The following is a 19,270-nucleotide window of genomic DNA, read 5'->3' on the forward strand; positions in this document are numbered from 1 at the left end:
TGACGACGAAGGACGAACTCCGCCCACGTCCGGCCCATGCGGGTGCTACGCGGTCCACGGCGGGACTCGCGCCGGTCCAGAGCACGTATCAACTGCGCGACTGGGTCTGGTATCGAGACAACGACTGCAGGGGGCCGAAGCGTCTCCACCGGACGCCGGTGGATGTTCATCTGACTTGTCAACGCCACGGCAGCTCGCTTGACCGGACCGCCGACTCGTCCTTCGCCATGGCCGCCGACTCCGGAAAGGCGTATCGGTGACGGCGGCGGTCGAGGCGCCGGAAGTCGGCGAGCTGGTCAGAGTGCGTGGCCAGCAGTGGGTGGTCGCCCGGTGCAGCGTGAGCACGCAACCCCGCGACGAGCTGGCGGCAAGTCAGCCGCCTGGTCGCACTCTGGTAACGCTGACCAGCGTCAGCGACGACGACCTGGGTGAAGAGCTGACCCTGGCCTGGGAGGTCGAGCCCGGCCGAAAGGTGCTGCCGGAGACCCAACTTCCCCAGGTCACCGAAACTGGGTGGGACGATCCGGAAACGCTCGGTGCCTTCCTAGACGCCGTGCGGTGGGGCACCGTCGCGAGCGCTGACGACCAAACCTTGCAAGCGCCGTTCCGGGCTGGCATCACGATCGAGGAGTACCAGCTCGAACCGGTCGCGAAGGCACTCGCGATGCCCCGGGTGAACCTGCTGATTGCCGACGACGTGGGCCTCGGGAAGACCATCGAGGCGGGCCTTGTCATCCAGGAGATGCTGCTGCGGCACCGCGCCCGGAGGGTGATCGTGGTGTGCCCTGCGCCGCTGACGGGCAAGTGGCGCGATGAGATGACCGACCGGTTCGGCCTGGATTTCACCGTCCTTGACGCCGCAGCGCTCAAGCAGTTGCGGCGTACCCACGGGTTGGAAGCCAACCCGTTCCAGGTGTTTCCTCGCACCATCATCAGCCTGCCGTGGCTACGCACCCCAAGGGTGCAGCGCCTGCTCGACGAGGTACTCACCCCGCAGGCGCGACACCCCGGCTTTTTCGACATCCTCCTGGTCGACGAGGCCCACCACTGCGCCCCGCCTGCGCCGGGCGGCGGGAAACGCTACCTTGTCGACACCCGCCAGACCCAAGCGGTGCGCCGCCTCGGTGAGCACTCGGCGCATCGACTGTTCCTCAGCGCCACACCGCACAACGGCTACAGCGAGTCGTGGCAGGCGCTGTTGGAGATGCTTGATCCCCAGCGGTTCCTCCGCGGTGCGGAGCCTGACCCCGCGCTGGTACAGCAGGTGATGGTGCGCCGGCTCAAGGACTCCATCCTCGACGCCGACGGCCAACCAAAGTTCCCCGGCCGCGAACCCCGCGCGATAGAGGTGCACTACAGCGCCGATGAGACCGCCGGGCATGTCCTGCTCGATCGATACACCCGGGCACGGCAACGTGTCACCGGCACCGCCGCCGTCAGAGCCGGCGACCTCATCACCCTCTTGCTGAAGAAGCGATTGTTCTCCTCCCCGGCAGCCTTCGCCGCCACCCTCGCCGCTCACCGCCAAACCATCGGCAACGCGCACCGCACCCAGGACGAAGACATCCCAGAGTGGCTGTCCGAGGCGCTGGCCTGGGACGATGACGACACCGACGACCAGGCACAAGAGGCCGACCTTGAGCTGCTCGGCCGCGCCGCGACCCTGGTCGATGCCCCTGACGACAACGAAGCTCACCTACTCGACGAGCTGACCGCATGGGCCGAGCGGCACGGGGAGCCGGCCGACAGCAAGGCCAACCGACTGATCGACGAACTCACCAGCATCTGCCGGCGCGGCAAGACGTGGACCGACGAGCGGGTCATCGTCTTCACCGAGTACCGCGACACCCAGAACTGGCTAGCAGGCCTACTCGAAGCGCGAGGCCTGGGCGGCGCACGGCTCGGTCTGCTCTACGGCGGGATGGACGACGCCAAACGCGAACACCTCAAACAAGCCTTCCAGGCCGCCCCTGACCGCGACCCGGTCCGCATCCTGCTCGCCACCGACACGGCCAGCGAAGGTATCGACCTGCAGGACCACTGCCATCGCGTCATCCACTACGACATCCCGTTCAACCCGAACCGGCTCGAACAGCGCATCGGTCGAGTCGACCGCTACGGCCAACACCACAAGGTCGACGTCGCGCACTTCGTCGGCGCCGGCTGGGAACACGCCGAAGCCGGCTCCTACGAAGCCGACCTGGAATTCCTCAGCCGGGTAGCCCGCAAGGTAGCAACCGAGCGCCGTGACCTGGGCAGCGTCAACCCCGTCCTCGCCCACGCCGTAGAAGCGCGGATGCTCGGCCGCCCAGTCTTGCTCGACCCGCTCCAAGTCACCCCCAAGGTCTCCACCAGCGTCCTCAAAGCCGAGCAGCACCTACGCGCCCAGGCAGAGCGGCTGCGCGGCCAACTCGACCGATCCATAGCGGCGCTGCACGTAGCACCCGCGAACATCCGCCGAGTCGTCGACACCGCGCTCCACCTCGCTGGGCAGCCGCCACTGGTCGACGAAGGAGACGGCACCGTGGCGCCCCCACAACTCAAAGCGGGCTGGGAGCGCACGGTGGCCGGCTCGGTCGACCCTCTCAGCGGCACCCCGCGACCACTCACCTTCGACGCCCGCGAGCTCGCCAACCGTAAGGATGCGGTCCTCGCCCACCTCGGGCATCCGTTGGTAGCGCAGAGCACCCGGCTGCTGCGCAGCGCACTCTGGGGAGGCCGCACCGACCTACACCGCGTCGCCGCGGTGCTCTTCACGCCCCCACCCGGCCTCAACCTGCGCGGCCCCTTGGTCACGGTATTCGCCAGACTCGTTGTAGTGGGCAGCGACGGCAGCCGCCTACACGAAGAGGTCATCCTCGCCGCCCGCGAACTGCCCGAAACCGGTCGCGGCAAGCGAGTGGACCTCGAACAACGCGGCTACACCGACCTGCGAGCCGCCGTCGAGGCCGCCCTCGAACCCGGCGCTTGCCGTCCCGCACCGCCGCCATTGCGAGCCGCATTCGCGCAGCGCTGGCCAGAGCTGACCGACCGGCTGGTAGCCGACATTCAGGCCCGAGCGACCCGGCAACGGGAGTCACTGCGTCACAAACTTGACGAGCGACTGAACACAGACCTGCACCGCACGAACGTCGTCTTCGACCAGCTCCGCGCCACCCTGGACAGCGCTCTGGCAGACCCGGGCAACGTTCAGCTCACCCTCGATGGACTCGACCAGGACGAGACCCGCCAGTTCGAGCGGGACCGCCGCGCCTGGCAAGAACGCCGCGACCGGCTCGACGAGAACCGCGCCACCGAACTCACCGCACTGCACAAGCGCTACGCCGACGTCCACGGCCTCGTGTTCCCGTTCGCGGTGGCGTTCTGCGTCCCGGACTCCGGAGCGATTCAGTGAGCGCCCGGGGCACACGGCGACGCCGCTACACCGCTGGAGAGGCGGCACGACGTCGCCACGCCTGGCTGGAGCTTGTCCAGCAGAGCGGACCGTTCCTCACCCTGCCCGTTGTCGATCGCGTATTCCCCGACGGCCTTCCGGAGGTCCCCGTGGCCAGCAGGGCAGCGGTCCGCGCCGCCGTGGCCGACATGCTGGAGGGCAAAGGAACGAACCGCCGCACGGTCGTCTCGCAGATGCTCCGCGACGTCCTCGATTGGGGCGACCACCTCCGCATGGATCATGAGATTCCCGCCGCCCTCGCCGAGCCGGTCCCCGATCACGGCCTGACACTGACCGCCGACTTCGGCTTCTACGCCGAGGACTCCACCGACGAGCTTGCCGACGAGTCCGCACGGGAAGCTGATACCGACGAGACAGACGACACCGACGAGGACGGCGACAGTGAGGAACCCGGGCCGGCTCAGGGCCCCTGGCGGCTGCTGGGCATGCTGACACCCTGGGAGACCCACCCGCTCACCCGCACGACCGAGAACGGCTGGACCGCGAGCCCCGTCGAGCGCCTGGCACACCTCCTGCGAGCCCGCGACGTGCCCATCGGGCTCGTCACCGACGGCCGGTGGTGGGCCCTGGTTTGGGCACCTGTCGGCGGCAGCATGGGTGCCGCGGTCTGGGACGCCAGCCTCTGGAGCGAAGAACCCGAAACACTGCAGGCCTTCGTCGTCCTGCTCACCCGAGCCCGCTTCCTCGCCGTCGGCACGCAAGACACCCTGCCGCAGCTGCTCACGGAAAGCCTCGGCGCACAGGAGGAAGTCACCGTAACCCTCGGCCGCCAGGTCCGCGACGCCGTCGAGCTGCTCATCACCACCCTCGACCGCCTCGACGCAGACTCCGAAGGCCAACTGCTTGCCGGGGTCGACGACGACACCCTCTACGACGGCGTCGTCACCGTGATGATGCGCGTCGTGTTCCTCCTCTTCGCCGAGGAACGCCGCCTGCTACCCAGCGACGACCACGTCTACATCACCGGCTACAGCGTCGCCCGACTCGTCGAGCAACTGGACGAACAGAAGGAACTGGCAGGCGAACAGAGCCTGGAGCACCGCACCGGAGCCTGGCACCGCCTCCTCGCCATAGCCCGAGCCCTGCACCGAGGCGTCGCCCACGAGGACCTACGGCTACCCGCGTACGGTGGCGGCCTGTTCGACCCAGACCGCTATCCGTGGCTCGAAGGCCGGTCACCGGCAGACGGCAGCGACGCCGTACCACCCGCGATCGACGACCGCACCGTCTGGCTAATGCTGCGGGCGGTGCAGTACGTCAACATCGGTGGAGAACGACGCCGGCTCACCTTCCGCGCCCTCGACGTCGAACAGATCGGCTACGTCTATGAGGGTCTGCTCGAACTGGAGGTCCGCACCGCAGCCGAGACGATGCTATGTCTCGAACGCGCGAAGAAGTGGCCCAAGGCAAAGCACCCGTCCGAGGTGTCGCTGTCCGCCGCGAGCGCTGCCGGCAGCTCAGGCTCTCCGGAACTGATCGAATGGTTGGCCGGCCGCACTGGGTACGGCAAGACCCAACTCGCGACACTGCTCGGTAGCCCCGTCAAACCCGAGCACCACGCTGGCCTGCTTCTTGTAACAGGTGCAGACACCAGGCTAGTCAAGGCAATCGAGCCCTTCGCCGCAGTCCTGCGCTACGACGAACGCGACCTGCCGGTCGTCGTGATGCCTGGCCGACGCTACATCGCCCCCAGCACCCGTCGAACCGTCACCGGCACCCATTACACCCCCCGTTCCCTGGCCGAGGACGTCGCCAACAACACCCTTGAACCGCTCGTCTATCGCCCCGGGCCACTCGAGACCGCCGACCGCAAGGGATGGAGAATCCGACCATCCAATGAGCTGCTTGACCTGCGCGTCGCAGACATCGCCATGGGATCAGGAGCTTTCCTCGTCGCCTCCTGCCGTTACCTCGCCGACCGGCTTGTCGACGCCTGGGTCGAGGAAGGCAAGCAAGAGGCGCTGATCGCCGAACGCAAGCGGACCGCACCGTCGACGAGCGACACCGAGGTCGACCAGATCGCGCTCGACGCCCGACGCCTCGTCGCAGAGCACTGCCTCTACGGCGTGGACATCAACCCGCTCGCCGTCGAAATGGCCAAGCTGTCCCTGTGGCTGGTCACCATGGACCGCGAACGGCCCTTCGGCTTCCTCGATGACCGCCTCGTTACCGGTGACAGCCTGCTCGGACTCGCTTCGCTCGACCAGTTGGAGACCTTGCACGTCAACCCGCCCGATGGCCGCCGCCTGCACCGCGGAGCCTTCGATTTCTCGGCGCAGTGGCGGCCGCTGCTTGCGGAAGCGGCCGATCTGCGGCGGAGGATCACGGCTGCACCAGTGGTGACAATGCGCGACGTCGAACACAAGCAGCGACTGCTCGCGGAGGCTCAACAGCTCGCCCGCTCACTGGACTCCGTTGCCAGCGCAGTAACCGCAACTGGGGTTCGGTACGCCGCCGCTCGGGCTCGGGAAACGGACGGCGCCTTCGTTGCTCTGCAAGTTCGCGTGGCCAACGCACTGCCCGATGATGCCGAGAAGCTCCTTTCCGAAGCGGAGCAGGAACTGCAGTCGGGTCGTCCGCAGGGCGTCGAGCCGCGTAGGCCCCAGCACTGGCCGTTGACTTTCCCGGAGGTCTTTGTCGATGCCGCCGATACCGGCTTCGACGCCGTTGTCGGCAATCCGCCATTCGCCGGCGGACAAAAGCTCTCTGGTCTGCTGGGGCAGGACTACCTTGCCTGGCTGCAACGCTGGGACGGCCACGGAGTCAAAGGCAGCGCTGACCTGGCCGCCCGCTTCGTGCTGCGTGCCGAGCGGTTACTCTCGCGACGCGGTCAACTCGGCTACATCACCACCAATACCCTTGTCCAAGGGGCCACACTGCAGGTCGGCCTCGGACAGGTCGCTGAACGTGGACTCCAACTTCGTCGGGGGACGTCCAGTCATCCATGGCCGAGTGCCAGCGCCAACCTAGAGATCGTCGAGATATGGGCTACACGCACCCCGCCGGGTCCGGGCGGAGTTCGTTGTCTCGACGGAGAGGATGTGCCCTCAATCGGAGTCGACCTCGAGCCGGTCGGCCGTGTTACTGGCCGCCCTGTCAGACTAAGCGAGAACGAAGGCATCGCCTTTCAAGGTTCCATCGTTCTGGGGCTTGGTTTCACCCTTACGCGCGAGCAGGCTGCAGAACTGATCGCGCGCGATCCGCGCAACGCCGAAATCCTCCAGCCATACGTGATCGGCAAGGACCTCAACCAGCGCCCAGACTGCTCAGCTAGCCGCTGGATCATCAACTTCCGTGACTGGGACGAGGAGCGCGCTCGCTCCTACCCAGATGCCTTTGCGATTGTTGAAAGACTCGTGAAGCCAGACCGCCAACGACACGGCTTCGCTGGTTGGCGGCGCAAGTCAGCCACCTTCTACTGGCAATACGAAGGGCGACGGACCGAGCTTTACGAGACGATCGCGAGCGCCAACAACGTGCTGGCGATGGCGTTGGTTGGGAACGCGGTGATGCCAGTCCGTGTTCCGACCGGGCAAGTGTTCTCGCACAAGACCGCAGTTTTTGCCCTTGAAGACTATGCAAGCATGGCGGTGCTTTCGTCGAGCATTCACGTCCTTTGGGTCATTCGCTACACTTCTACTATGAGGACCGACATCAACTACTCGCCTTCTGATGTCTTCCTCACCTTTCCGTTGCCTGACGTAACCTCAGAGCTAGAAACCCTCGGGCGGCGTCTCGATACCGAACGGCGGAACCTGATGCTTGACCGAGGCTGGGGGTTAACAACCACGTACATCCGGCACGTGCACAACCCAGCCGACCGCGACCCTGAAGTGCAAGCCCTCCGTGATCTGCATACCGAAATTGACCATGCGGTGCTCGCGGCGTACGGATGGAGCGGCCTTGACCCGCAGATGGGCCACCATCCAACCAAGATCGGCACACGGTGGACCTTCAGCAAGGACGCCCGCTTCCAGTTGCTGGACTGCCTATTGGAGGAGAACCACCGCCGTCACGAGGCCGAGCAGTGAACGGCTACTGCGCGGTCACCCCGCTCTCGCATCTCGGCGGCGGCCGGCTTCGCCCTGAGGGAGTGGGCAAGCGAAAGGGGAGGCGGACTGGTGAGTGACGGCATCACCTCATTTGAGGTGCGGGCGGAGTTGGAGAGCCTGCTGGAGCGTGACCTGCGCGGCCCATGGGACGGTCCGGACGAGGAGCTCCCGCCGGGCGTCCCGCCGGCCGAGCGGTATCTCCTAGGTCGGCTAGTGCCGCGCACCCGTCCGAGCGCGCCGCCACCGGAGCAGACCCATCTGGATGACGACCCTGCGCTCGTCGACCTGGAGGTGACCGGCGCCGGCGACGACACCGACGCGGAGGTGGAAACCTCGCAGTCGACTCGTACCGGAAGCATGGCCGCCTCCGCCCTGGGTTTGTCCTTCCGCGTCCCAGCCGAAGTCGAACGGCTGGTAGTGGAGGCGTCGTGGGGTCGTTATGCCCCGGCGAAGTCGGAGACGCACGTCACCGAGCAGGGCCGGCCAAGGTCCGTGTGGAAACGCAGCCCGGCCGGCGGTCGTGTCGAGGTAGCCCTCGTGGAGGGTGATAGCAAACCCATCGTCGTCGATCCGAACCATGAGGGCGTCGTACTGCGGGTCACCGTCCGCACCAGGGGAAGTTGCAAGGTCGTGGACCTGGCGTTGGTCAACGACCAGGGTGTGCCCGATGCCAACGTCGACTCGTCACGGCTCTACCAAACGTTCCTGATGGTGACCGCGCTCGACGGGGCTAGCGCCATCTTTATCGGCCACAACGACCCGGAGATCGGTGCGCGGCCCTCCACGAGCGACGACGAGCGGCTGCATCTAGCCCTGCTCTATCGGGCCAAGCGCGAGTACGCCCATGGCAGGCAGTGCGCCGTGGACGCCGATGTCCGTGATGGCGAGATCCGGGCGTGGCGGCTGGCGACAACCTGCTTCCCAGTAGCCGACGTGCCGTTGACCGTGCCGGCCGACACTGCCACGATGCCCGGACTGGTGCTCGACATGGCGCGGCTGGGCAGCGCCGAATTGGCCCGGGACGACCTCGTACGTGCTCTCAAACCGCTAGCGACCGGCTACCGGGGCTGGCTGCAAACCCAGCGTGCCCGCCTGGAGGAACCGGAGATCGCCGCTTACGCCCCGGCCGGGGTGCATGCCCTCGACCGGGCCGACGCCCTTGCCGACCGCCTGGACCGCGCCGTCGAACTGCTTCGTGGCGACAGCCTGGCGCGGGAGGCGTTTCGTTTTGCTAACCAGGCGATGGCGTTGCAGCGGGTACGCAGCGAGGTTACTCGGGAGCGCATGGCCCATCCCGACGAGAGTCTGGCTGCGCTGCTGTCCCGCTTCGACGTGCCCGTCAAGCGCAGTTGGCGCCCGTTCCAGTTGGCGTTCGTGTTGCTGTGCTTGCCGGGCCTGACCGACCCTGCTCACCCGGACGCGCACCGAGGCATCGATGACGGTGAGGCGCAACTGCTGTTCTTCCCGACCGGTGGCGGCAAGACTGAGGCCTATCTGGGCCTGACCGCGTACACCTTCGCCATCCGACGTCTCCAAGGCGTCGTCGGCGTAGGCGACGACGCGCGGGATGGCACCGAGGGTGTGGCGGTGCTCATGCGCTATACCCTGCGGCTGCTGACCGCCCAGCAGTTCCAGCGCGCCGCCGCGCTGGTGTGCGCGTGCGAATGGCTGCGACGGGAGCGGCTCGCGGCCGGGGACGGTCGATGGGGCTCGACACCGTTCCGCGTCGGCCTGTGGGTCGGCAGCAAGGTCACACCGAACTCCTTCGAGGAGGCGAAACGTCAGGTCGAGGACAGCCGCGGTCAGGACGACGCCCTGGGCGGGCCTCTGCAACTCGCCGTCTGCCCGTGGTGTGGGCAGCGGCTGTCCGCTGGCGGGGACCTGCGCACCGACGACAAGCGACGCCGGGTCCTGCTGTTCTGCAGCGACCCGGAAGGCCGATGCGAGTTCACCCCGCGGAACTCGCCGGGGGAAGGGCTGCCCGTCGTCACCGTGGACGAGGAGATTTACCGCCTTACCCCGGCGTTGGTCATCGGTACCGTCGACAAGTTCGCCCAACTACCGTGGAAGGCCGCGACGAGCACGCTGTTCGGCCTCCTCGACGAGCGCTGCCCCCGGCACGGCTGGAAGACGCCGGACTTTGAGACGTTCTGCAAGGGCAACCACCAACGCACACCGCGCCTGCCGGCCGCCCAACCGCAGCCCACGATGCGGCTACGTCCCCCGGACCTGATCATCCAGGACGAGTTGCACCTTATCTCCGACGCGCTCGGCTCGATGGTCGGCCTCTACGAGACCGTCATCGACCGGCTGTGCAGCCGCACCGATGATGACCGGATCATCCGGCCGGTCCTCGTCGCGTCCACCGCGACCGTGCGACGCGCCCGCGACCAGGTCGAGCAGGTCTTCGCCCGCGGGTTGTCCGTGTTCCCACCACAGACCCTCGACGCGGGCGAGACGTTCTTCTCCACCGTGAAACCGCCCTCGCCCACCACACCCAGCCGCCGTTACCGCGGCATCTGCGCGACCGGCGAGCGGATCAAAGCGGTCGAAATCCGGGTGGCCGCAGCGATCATGGAACACGCGCAGTACCTGCTCGACCGTCACGGCGCCGCGGCCGACCCGTACATGACCCTGGTGGACTACTTCACCTCCACCCGAGAACTCGCCGGCATGCGGCGCCTCGTCGAGGATGACGTTGCAGACCGCCTCGCCAGCCTGCAGGTACGTACCCGCCGCCGCCGTCCCACCGTCAGCGAACTCACCAGCCGGATGCCGAGCAGCAAGATCGCTTCCACCCTCGCCGACCTCGAACGCACCTTCGACGCCGTCCTGGACAGCTCCGACCACCTCGACCAACTCCGCCGCGACCGCAAGGCCGGCACCGACCGGACCCTGGCACCCCGGGCACAACCCCTCGACGTGCTGCTGGCCACGTCCATGCTGCAGGTAGGTGTCGACGTCCAACGCCTCGGACTAATGGTCGTCACTGGCCAGCCGAAAAACACCGCCGAATACATCCAGGCCACCTCCCGCGTCGGCCGCGATGCCGCCCGGCCCGGCCTCGTCCTCACGATCTTCCAGTGGAGCCGCCCACGCGACCTGGCCCACTACGAGAGCTTCGCCTATGACCACTCCACCTTCGGCATGCGCGTGGAGGGCTTGACCACCACACCCTTCAGCGACCGCGCCATCGACCGTGGCCTAAGCGCCGTACTCACGGCCGCCATCCGGCACAGCGCGACAAGCGCGCTGCCCAACACCGCCGCATCCACGGTGCCGCTGTCCGGACCCGCGGCGGACCTCGTCCTCGACCTGCTGGCCCGGCGCGCCGAACGGGTCACCCACGACAACGACCGTGTCCACCGGGTACGTCAATGGACCCAGCACCGCCTCGACCGATGGGCACACCGCCGGGCACACCTGCAAACCGGGCTGCTCGGCTACCAACAGGCCGTCGACGTCACCGGGCTGCTCCGCAAACCCGACGACGGCGCCTGGGAACTGTGGTCGGCACCGATGAGCCTGCGTGAGGTCGAACCCGAGGTGCTGCTACAGCTCGACAAACGCGACCCCGGCGTCGACGACGAACCCCCGTGGAGCTACGACCGGGCACCACGAGGAGGATCCCGATGACCGTTGCGAACCCGCGCCCCGCCGGACAACGCGGCCAACCCTCCCGCATCGGCGGCGCCCGCCCCAGCCACCTCATCACCACAGCCGGGATCGGCTCGATCGTCGACCTGCCCACGATGAGTGTCGTTGTCCGCGGTATCGACACCTGGGGACTCGAACGCGCCGAAGCCATCGACGAGCCCCGCCTACTCGAAGAGGTCCGTCGCGTCATCGGCCCCCAAGTCAGAACGCTGCGCTCAGCCCCCTGGGATCCCCAAGACAGCGACGACCCCTGGACCCGGACCGGAGTACCGGTCAGCCCGTTCCCCGGCTGGCTGCGATGCCCCCGCTGCCACCGCCTCGGGCCACTCAACCCGCCCGGACAATTCGAGTTGATCCACCGCAGCGGCAAACGCCCCGACCTGGCCAAATGGGTCCACGCCAGATGCACCCAACAGACCCAAGTCTCCGACCGCCGCAAACGCGCCTGTCTGCCGGCCCGCTTCGTCGTCGTCTGCGAAGCCGGCCACCTAGACGACTTCCCCTACGTCGACTTCATCCACCACGGCCAGACCGCGCCCTGCCTAGGGCCGAAACTCAAGATGCGCGACAGCGCCAGCACCCTCGGCCCCCGCGTCACCGTCCGCTGCGACGAGTGCGGGGCATCCCGCAACATTCAAGACGCCGCCGGACGCGACGGCTGGGAAGCGCTGCCCGCCTGCCGCGGCCGACACCCTCACCTGCGCCGCTTTGACGGATGCGGCCGAGACCTACGGCTGATGGTGCTCGGCGCATCCAACCTGTGGTTCAGCGTTACCGCCAGTGCCCTGCACCTGCCCCAGAGCCAAACCGTCACCGACCTGGTCTCCGCCCACTGGGACCTGCTAGGACAGCTCCCCAACGCCACCGTCGTGCAGACTGTGGTCGACGGCATGGACGCCCTGCGCGGCCTGCGTGACACGCCCGTCGACCAAACATGGGCTGCCATCGAACAGCTGCGCGCGAACGGCGGGCCCACCGCCGAGGAGGGCAGCGTCGACCTGCTGCAGGCGGAATGGCAACTGCTGGCCAGACCCACCACCGAGCGTCAAGACGACGACTTCCGCGCCGTCGCTACCCCCAACCCCACCGGCTACGACAACCTGCTCGACCAGGTCGTACTCGTCACCCGGCTGCGCGAGGTCCAAGCCCTCGTCGGATTCACCCGACTGTCAGCCCCCGAACGACGCGACCTCGAGCCGAACAACAGGCTCCCACTCGGGCGAGCCACCCCGGCCTGGGTACCGGCGTTCGAACAACGCGGCGAAGGCATCTTCCTACAGCTGCGCGAAGACCGCGTGCGTGCCTGGACCGCCCGAGTATCGGATCATCCCCGCATCGAGGCGCTCCGTGCCGCCCACACCCGATGGAGCGCTAACCGAGACCGCCCCGTCGACGACACCTTTCCCATCCCACGATTCCTGCTCCTCCACACCGTCAGCCACCTGCTCATCCGCCAGGTCGCGCTGGAATGCGGCTACTCCTCATCCAGCATCCGCGAACGCCTGTACGTCGGCACACCCACGGACCCCGCAGCCGGGATCCTGCTGTCCACGGCAGCCAGCGACAGTGAGGGAACCCTCGGCGGGCTCGTCGCCCTCGGCGAAGCCCAGCACCTCAAACGACTCCTCGACCTCGCGCTGGAGGACGCCGCACGATGCTCGTCCGACCCGCTGTGCGCCGAACACGTACCACAGGACCCCTCGGACACCCTGCACGCCGCGGCCTGTCACGCCTGCCTCTTCGCCTCCGAAACCACCTGCGAGACGAACAACCGGTGGCTCGACCGAGCCGTGCTCCTCAACCTCACCGGAGATGGGCTGGCGTTCCTCGATGGATGACGCGGACATCCAACTCACGATCTCGCTCGTCAGCCGCCTCCCGCCCGCCGACGTGGCGAAACTCGCCCACGCAACCTCAGCAGGACTACAGGACCTGCACCGGCTGACCGCGAACTCAGCCAGCGACAAGCTACGGTCGGCCTGCCAACAACTCGTCGCAGCGCTCAACCGTGGCGCCGACCCACGCGCGCTCAGCGGCGCACTTCTCGGAGCCGACCACGCCGCCCGCCACACCCGAGGTGCACTCGCGCTCGACGTTGTCTGGACCGGCCCCACCTCGAACGTCACAGCCAGTCGTCTGACATGGGCGGTGATCTCCGCCATCCTCGGCGAGGCCCAGCGCTCCGTCCTTCTGATCGGCTATGCCGTACAGAGCGAGCCGAGCGTAGCGAAGGCGCTGGAAGCTGCGGTCAGCCGCGGCGCGGAGGTCACTCTCCTTCTCGAGCGGTCCATCGACAACCCCAACTACGCGGGGACCGGCTCCCCATTCCCGTCACTGCCAGCCAGGCGCCTCGCCTGGCCCGCGGAGCACCGACCGACCGGAGGCGCTGCGCTGCACGCCAAAGTACTGGTCGTTGACCGTTCTGTCGCACTCGTCGGCAGCGCCAACGTCACCGGCTGGGCACTCGAACGCAATCTTGAGTGCGGCATCCTTGTGCGGGGCGGTCCCCAACCCGCAGTGATCCACGAACACATCGACGCGCTCGTCTCCAACGGCTCTCTAGTGCCGATTTGACCGCGCGGTAATGGCCACCGGCGGTTGTGCTGCGGCAATCGACTGCGCGCTTCAGATCAGCCATGTCACGGTTGCAACGAGCGGAATCCGGCGGCTGAAAGGATCGCACTGTGACTACTGACGGGGTCTTCTGGCAGGCCGATGGACATCTTGTTCTGATGGAACAGGCGCCCTACGACACCGAGTCTGTGCTGCAGCAGTTGCTCGCGTCGTACCCGGAGGTCATTGCTGGACCGACGACCGAAGACGATGACGAGCCGCGGCTGCTGCTTGTCCGTCGGGAGGTGCCAGTGCCCAGCGCCGGTGGTGGAGGGAGAACGTGGAGCCTCGATCATCTGTTCATTGACGCACAAGGCGTGCTGGTGCTGGTAGAGGTCAAACGATCAAGCGACACCCGCATCCGACGGGAATACGTCGGCCAAATGCTCGACTATGCGGCCAACGCAGTCAGATACTGGCCGCTCGCGGACCTTAGGCATTGGCTGCAGCAGAGGGCGGAGGAACGAAGCAGCGAGATGGGGGAACTGCTCACCGAGGAGAACCTGCTCTCGGAGCTGCGGCCGGACGTGGATCCCGACGAGTTCTGGAAGGCAGTGGAGACTAACCTGAGCGCCGGGCGAATCCGCATGTTGTTCGTCGCCGACGAGCTGCCGGATGAACTCGTGCGCATCATCGAGTTCCTCAACGAGCAGATGAACCCTGCCGAGGTGCTCGGTGTCGAAGTACGCAAGCACATCGGCGACGAACACACCGTATACGTCCGGACCGTTAGAGGGCGCACGACGGCTGCCGTCACCGTGAAGACGCGTGAGCTCGGGCCTCGGTGGGAGCGGGAGTCGTTCCTGGACACCGCATCCAAGCGCTGCCCAGACGCCGAGGTAGCACTCATGCGCCGACTACTCGACGACGTCGACCAACGCGGCGGTCAAGTTTGCGGGGGCCGAGGCGCCAAGATGCCCAACGTCAACGGGCGGTACCCGCTCGCCGGTAAGTTGAGTCCGGTCTGGCAGCTCAGTACCAGCAGCGACCGTCCCGGCACGAACGCGTGGCTGCGATTCCGCCTCGACGGCATTGTGCGAAGGCTGGGGGCAGCGCGCGTTGACCGTGCCGCAAAGGCATTGGAGACGATTCCCGCGCTCGCCCCGAGGATTGCGGCCGCGCGTGAGAAGGAGTGGCGAGCCTGGCCGCCGTTGTATCTCAACGAGGTCGTCTCCAGCGAGCATCACACCCAGTCTGTCTTCGACGCGATAGGCGATCTAGTCGCTGATAATTGAGAGCGTGTTTGACATAGGCGTCAGTCGGGGGTGTCGGGCCAGCGCCAGCGGCGTTGTCGGGTGGCGGGGTGACCCCGATCGATGCGGTTCAGGATGCCGGCGATGGCGGCCCAGCGGATCAGGGCCTCTGAGGTGGTGGGGAGACGTTCGTAGTCGCGGGCCAAGCGGCGGTGGGCAACTAGCCAGGCCAGGGTCCGCTCGACGCACCAGCGGCGCGGGATGACGGCAAAGCCCCGCTGACCAGGCGCTTTGCGAACGACGGCGACGGTGGTGCGCAGGACCTGGGCGGCCCAGTCGACCAGGCGGCCGGCGAAGTCGGCGTAGACGAAGCGGACTGGGCTGGCCAGATACGTCGTGAGGAGGATGGTCTTGGCGCCGTCGCGGTCTTGGACGCTGGCGGCGCACACCATGACGGTCATGAGCAGGCCGAGGGTGTCGGTGACGATGAACCGCTTACGGCCGTTGACCTTCTTCCCGGCGTCGTAGCCGCGTGACTCGCGTGCAACGGTGTCGGCGCCGCGAATCGACTGCGAGTCGATGATCGCAGCGCTCGGCTGCGCTGTTCGGCCTTGGGCGAGGCGGGCCTGTTCGCGTAGTCGGCTGAGGATCCGCTCGGTGACCCCGCGGGCGTTGAATCGCCCGAAGTGCCAGTACACCGTCTGCCAGGGCGGGAAGTCGATGGGCAAGTAGCGCCATGGGCAGCCGGTGCGGGTGACGTACAAGATCGCGTCGACGATCGCCCGCCGCGGGTGCTTCTCGGGCCGCCCGAACCACTTCGGTAGCGGCAGCATCGGCTCGATTAGCTCCCACTGCGCGTCGGTCAGGTCCGAGGGGTAACGCCGCTGTGGCTGCATCCACCGACCCTGGACCGATCAGCACCGATCGACGACATCGAGCGGCCGCGTCCGCGCCAGCACACCATCGTTACCCTGCAGCCATGCCTGCTCCTGCCCATCGCCCGGTGCTGTTCCTCGACGTTGATGGACCCCTCATCCCGTTCGGGGCCCCACCGTCGCGCTCCGTGGGGCGCGCAGGAGACCAGGCGCAGCCGCGACTTCCCCAGGTAACCGGAAACCCCTTGCTGGATAGGCTTGACCCACGACACGGATCACGGTTGTCGGCGCTGCCGTGTGAGCTGGTCTGGGCTACGACGTGGATGAGCGACGCGAACGACGTGATCGCCCCCGCGCTCGGCCTGCCCGCGTTGCCGGTTGTGGACTGGCCCGATGAGGACGAGGACGGCCCGCTGCACTGGAAAACGCGCGCACTGGTCGGCTGGGCCGCCGGACGCCCGTTCGTCTGGATCGATGACGAGATCACCGATGCCGACCGTGCCTGGGTATCAGTGCACCATCAAGGCCACGCCCTCCTCCATCGCGTGGATCCACGCTGCGGCCTCACGGACGCGGACTTCGCCGTCATCGCCGACTGGCTGGCGCAGCTATAACCCAGCCAGCCGTCACCACCATCACGACAGCGCCGACATGGCGGTCTTCTCAAACACGCTCTGACTGGACGTTTGAATCGGATTAGCGATGGTAAGGCCAGCTTCGCGTATCGAGTGCGGCAGCCTGCAGTGCTCGATTTGCCATAGTTTCAACGTTAGCGGGCAATTTGATAATAGCCGTTTGGACACCTTCGGTAACGGTAAGCGTGTTTGATTCGTTTATGCCATGGCTTGTGGGTCATCCAGCCTTGCAGCGGACGTTCGCCGGGCGCTGTATCTCCCAACCGGAGGCCACGAAACCCCGCAAATCGCCTCGAAAAGGCAAACATGAATCAGAATGAGACGCCCTCTGAGACATGGCCACCGACCATGGTAAGAGACACCTCGCACTGCGGGCCGCAGGGTCTAGAGCGGGGGTTGGCGCTTGAGGATCTCCGGCGGCCTGGCGCATCAGTGCGCGGACCGTGCTGCCGTTGTCCCGGGAGGGCAAGCCCGCTGCTCCCAAAGTGAAGTCGGCCGCAGAAACTCCAAGCCGAATATGCAACCGATGCGGTAGGTTTCTTCAAGCCATCAGGGAAACATCCACGCAGAAGACTCTGTTCAGGATGCTTTGAGCAGCCGGACACATCGGTTCCGAGCATCTCTGGTGGTCTCCCGACGCTCGGCAAGGCCGTTAGCGATACGCGCCGGCCGATCTTCGCCGAAGGCAACAGAATTACCGGCTCCGGTCGAAGACCGCTCACGCTTCTCGGCCATGTGCGGAGACTGACTCTGCGTCCGCGCCGAGCAGAGACTCGGTCGCGGAATTACCCCAGTTCGTCACGAACCGTAGTCGCCCGGCCTCGACGATGCCGTTGGGCGAGCCAGAGCTCGTTCGGAACCGAGCCCAATACCGCGGTGGCACCGTCGATGACGATTTCGCTGTCAGGCTGCTGCTCCCGTGGGGTTGTGGTATCGATCGCCCCTCGGACACCACACAGGTACACGGTCGATCTCTTTCGACCTGACCTCCGCGAGCACCGTTTCGGTGCCGGGACGGTAGATCATCTGCAAGCCAATCCGGGTGTAGATCTCTGCCCGATCCTGCCGCTCCGCCCTCCTGAGCAGGCCCAGCAACCCGCCGAACGCCTCCACTATCGCGGCGATCTGCTGTTCGGTCATCCGTTCCGGTGGCACCTGCGTGAGGCCAAGCCTTGCCTGTGCCGCCTTCTTGATCGCCGTCGTCTCCGAGATCCAGCCGGCGACAAGGGCGGGGTCGCCTCCCGCGTCGAGCGTGGCCCGATATCGCACGGTCTTGGCGTCACACTCGGCGATGGTGGTCCGGAGCCTCGGTGCCTCGTCGTCTTTCTGATGCTCGGCGAGCGCAGCGCGGTGGCTGGCGTCGGCGATGCGACGCAGGGTGTCGGGTAGACGTGCCTGGCCGAGTTCCTCGGAGAGGAAGCGGTCCACGGGATCGGTGATTGACTCCTGCCGCACGTACAGGACCGGCGGATGCGCGATCTCGTGCTGGCGGACGTAGTCGCGTGATGCCTTGCATCGGTAGTAGATGCGTCCGTGGTTGACGCTACCTGCCATCACCCGCCCGCAGAGTGCGCATCGCAGCAGGCCGCGGAACAGGTAGGGGTGCCGGCTGCGACGTGGTGCCTTGCCCGCATCGCCGCGGGTGCCGCGCGCCTTCACCGTCTGCTGCGCTCGCTCGAAGACGTCGGTGCTGATAAGCGGCGTGTGCGCCTCGGTGTTTGACCAGACCCATTCGCTCGGGTGGTTCCAGCGGTGGCGTGCTTCATGGCCGAGAGCGACGTCATCCACGTCGATCAGGACCTCATCGGTGCGGGCGCGGTTCCACACCTGCCGGCCGGTGTACCGGGGGTTCTGCAGGATCGCGCGGATGGCCGTGGTCTCCCACACCTCAGTCCGACGATGCGGATTACGCCCGCGGTCATAGGCCGACGGGCACGGGATGCCGTCCTGGGTCAGACCTCGCGCGATCGACGTCATGCCCCGCCCGGCGATGTACTCGACGAAGATCCGCTCGACCACCGGAGCGGTGATCGGGTCGGGTTCGAGTTTGTGGAGTCGCTTGCCCTCGCCGGCCTTGCCTGGGTTGGGGTGCGGACCGGCGTCGGTGAGCCGGTAGCCATAGGGTGGCCGTCCGCCGAGATAGCGGCCTTCCAACTCGGTTTGCGCCTTCATCGCCGACCGGACGCGAATCTTGATGCGGTTGCGCTCGCCTTTGCTCATGCCGCCGTAGAGCGCCATGACGAGATCGTGGGCGTCGGAGCCAGGGTCGACGGCACCGCCGACCTCGGGCACCCAGAGGCCGACGCCGTAGTGGATGAAGATCGGGAACGTCATGCCGAACTGGCTGCCGTAGAAGGCGCGCTGCGGCTCGCCGATGACCACGGCGTCGAAGTCGCGGCTCGGGCTCTTGATCGTGTCGAGCAGCCGGAGCGCTTCTGGCCGCCGTTTCCATGGCAGCGAGCGGGACAAGCCGATGTCGAAGAACTCCGCGACGATCCCGCCACCGGCTGGCTCGATCAGGCTGCGAGCGCGGGAAAGCTGCCAGGCTTTCGATGCCTGCGGGTCCTGCTGGTCCTCGGTGGATACGCGTCCGTAGAAGGCGAACCTCATGTTTGCCGAGTCTTCCGGGCGCGGTCGATGATGCGCCACAGCGCATCGGCGGCGGCATCCGTGAGCGGGACTTCTAGGGACGTCTTGAGCTGGCCATTCTCGATTTCCAGCGTCTTGCTTGTTCGTATGCTGCGACTTCTCCCCTCTCCAGGCGGACCGTTGGTGGTCATCGCGAGCCTCC

At 66.9% G+C, this 19,270-nt stretch carries 10 protein-coding genes; 7 read left to right on the forward strand and 3 right to left on the reverse strand.

The features are described 5' to 3' along the window. Window positions 1-256 precede the first annotated feature (256 nt). The 6 genes from drmD to EDD30_RS04240 all read left to right on the forward strand — a co-directional run bounded on the left by drmD (window position 257) and on the right by EDD30_RS04240 (window position 15,011). On the forward strand, window positions 257-3,394 hold the full coding sequence (gene drmD / locus EDD30_RS04215; protein ID WP_071808741.1) for a DISARM system SNF2-like helicase DrmD: 3,138 nt from the start codon (window positions 257-259) through the stop codon (window positions 3,392-3,394). Then, window positions 3,391-7,485, forward strand: coding sequence for an Eco57I restriction-modification methylase domain-containing protein (locus EDD30_RS04220; protein WP_143162982.1), 4,095 nt, complete (start codon window positions 3,391-3,393; stop codon window positions 7,483-7,485). Before drmD ends, EDD30_RS04220 begins: the two co-directional genes overlap by 4 nt. Window positions 7,486-7,575: 90 nt before the next feature. Beyond that, window positions 7,576-11,142, forward strand: coding sequence for a DISARM system helicase DrmA (gene drmA, locus EDD30_RS04225; RefSeq protein ID WP_071808739.1), 3,567 nt, complete (start codon window positions 7,576-7,578; stop codon window positions 11,140-11,142). Continuing rightward, window positions 11,139-13,001 carry a DUF1998 domain-containing protein gene (gene drmB, locus EDD30_RS04230; protein ID WP_071808738.1) on the forward strand — a complete coding sequence of 621 codons (1,863 nt, stop codon included), beginning with the start codon at window positions 11,139-11,141 and terminating at the stop codon, window positions 12,999-13,001. Before drmA ends, drmB begins: the two co-directional genes overlap by 4 nt. Further along, window positions 12,994-13,737 (forward strand): DISARM system phospholipase D-like protein DrmC, encoded by a 744-nt coding sequence (gene drmC, locus EDD30_RS04235; protein ID WP_071808737.1) that lies wholly within the window; start codon window positions 12,994-12,996, stop codon window positions 13,735-13,737. The genes drmB and drmC overlap by 8 nt, the downstream gene beginning before the upstream one ends. A 110-nt stretch (window positions 13,738-13,847) precedes the next feature. Beyond that, window positions 13,848-15,011 carry a PDDEXK family nuclease gene (locus EDD30_RS04240; protein ID WP_071808736.1) on the forward strand — a complete coding sequence of 388 codons (1,164 nt, stop codon included), beginning with the start codon at window positions 13,848-13,850 and terminating at the stop codon, window positions 15,009-15,011. Window positions 15,012-15,031: 20 nt separating this feature from the next. Here EDD30_RS04240 and EDD30_RS04245 read toward each other — a convergent pair whose 3' ends face one another. Next, entirely contained in the window at window positions 15,032-15,865 is an 834-nt protein-coding gene (locus EDD30_RS04245; RefSeq protein ID WP_071808735.1) for an IS5 family transposase, read from the reverse strand. A gap of 83 nt (window positions 15,866-15,948) precedes the next feature. Here EDD30_RS04245 and EDD30_RS04250 point away from each other — a divergent pair, with 83 nt between their 5' ends. Next, entirely contained in the window at window positions 15,949-16,458 is a 510-nt protein-coding gene (locus EDD30_RS04250) for an HAD domain-containing protein (RefSeq protein ID WP_071808734.1), read from the forward strand. A 924-nt stretch (window positions 16,459-17,382) separates the two neighbouring features. Here the strand turns inward: EDD30_RS04250 and EDD30_RS04255 are convergent. Continuing rightward, entirely contained in the window at window positions 17,383-19,089 is a 1,707-nt protein-coding gene (locus EDD30_RS04255; RefSeq protein WP_071808733.1) for a recombinase family protein, read from the reverse strand. Beyond that, entirely contained in the window at window positions 19,086-19,259 is a 174-nt protein-coding gene (locus EDD30_RS38715) for a hypothetical protein (RefSeq protein WP_170047637.1), read from the reverse strand. Before EDD30_RS38715 ends, EDD30_RS04255 begins: the two co-directional genes overlap by 4 nt. Between the last annotated feature and the right edge of the window lie 11 nt (window positions 19,260-19,270).

The sequence above is a fragment of the Couchioplanes caeruleus genome, from assembly GCF_003751945.1.
GTDB classification, from domain to species: Bacteria; Actinomycetota; Actinomycetes; order Mycobacteriales; family Micromonosporaceae; genus Actinoplanes; species Actinoplanes caeruleus.

Coding starts and splice junctions, on each gene's coding strand:
- drmB (WP_071808738.1), top strand. CDS start 11,139: ATGACCGTTGCGAACCCGCGCCCCGCCGGACAACGCGGCCAACCCTCC.
- drmC (WP_071808737.1), top strand. CDS start 12,994: ATGGATGACGCGGACATCCAACTCACGATCTCGCTCGTCAGCCGCCTC.
- EDD30_RS04245 (WP_071808735.1), bottom strand. CDS start 15,865: ATGCAGCCACAGCGGCGTTACCCCTCGGACCTGACCGACGCGCAGTGG.
- EDD30_RS04250 (WP_071808734.1), top strand. CDS start 15,949: ATGCCTGCTCCTGCCCATCGCCCGGTGCTGTTCCTCGACGTTGATGGA.
- EDD30_RS04255 (WP_071808733.1), bottom strand. CDS start 19,089: ATGAGGTTCGCCTTCTACGGACGCGTATCCACCGAGGACCAGCAGGAC.
- EDD30_RS38715 (WP_170047637.1), bottom strand. CDS start 19,259: ATGACCACCAACGGTCCGCCTGGAGAGGGGAGAAGTCGCAGCATACGA.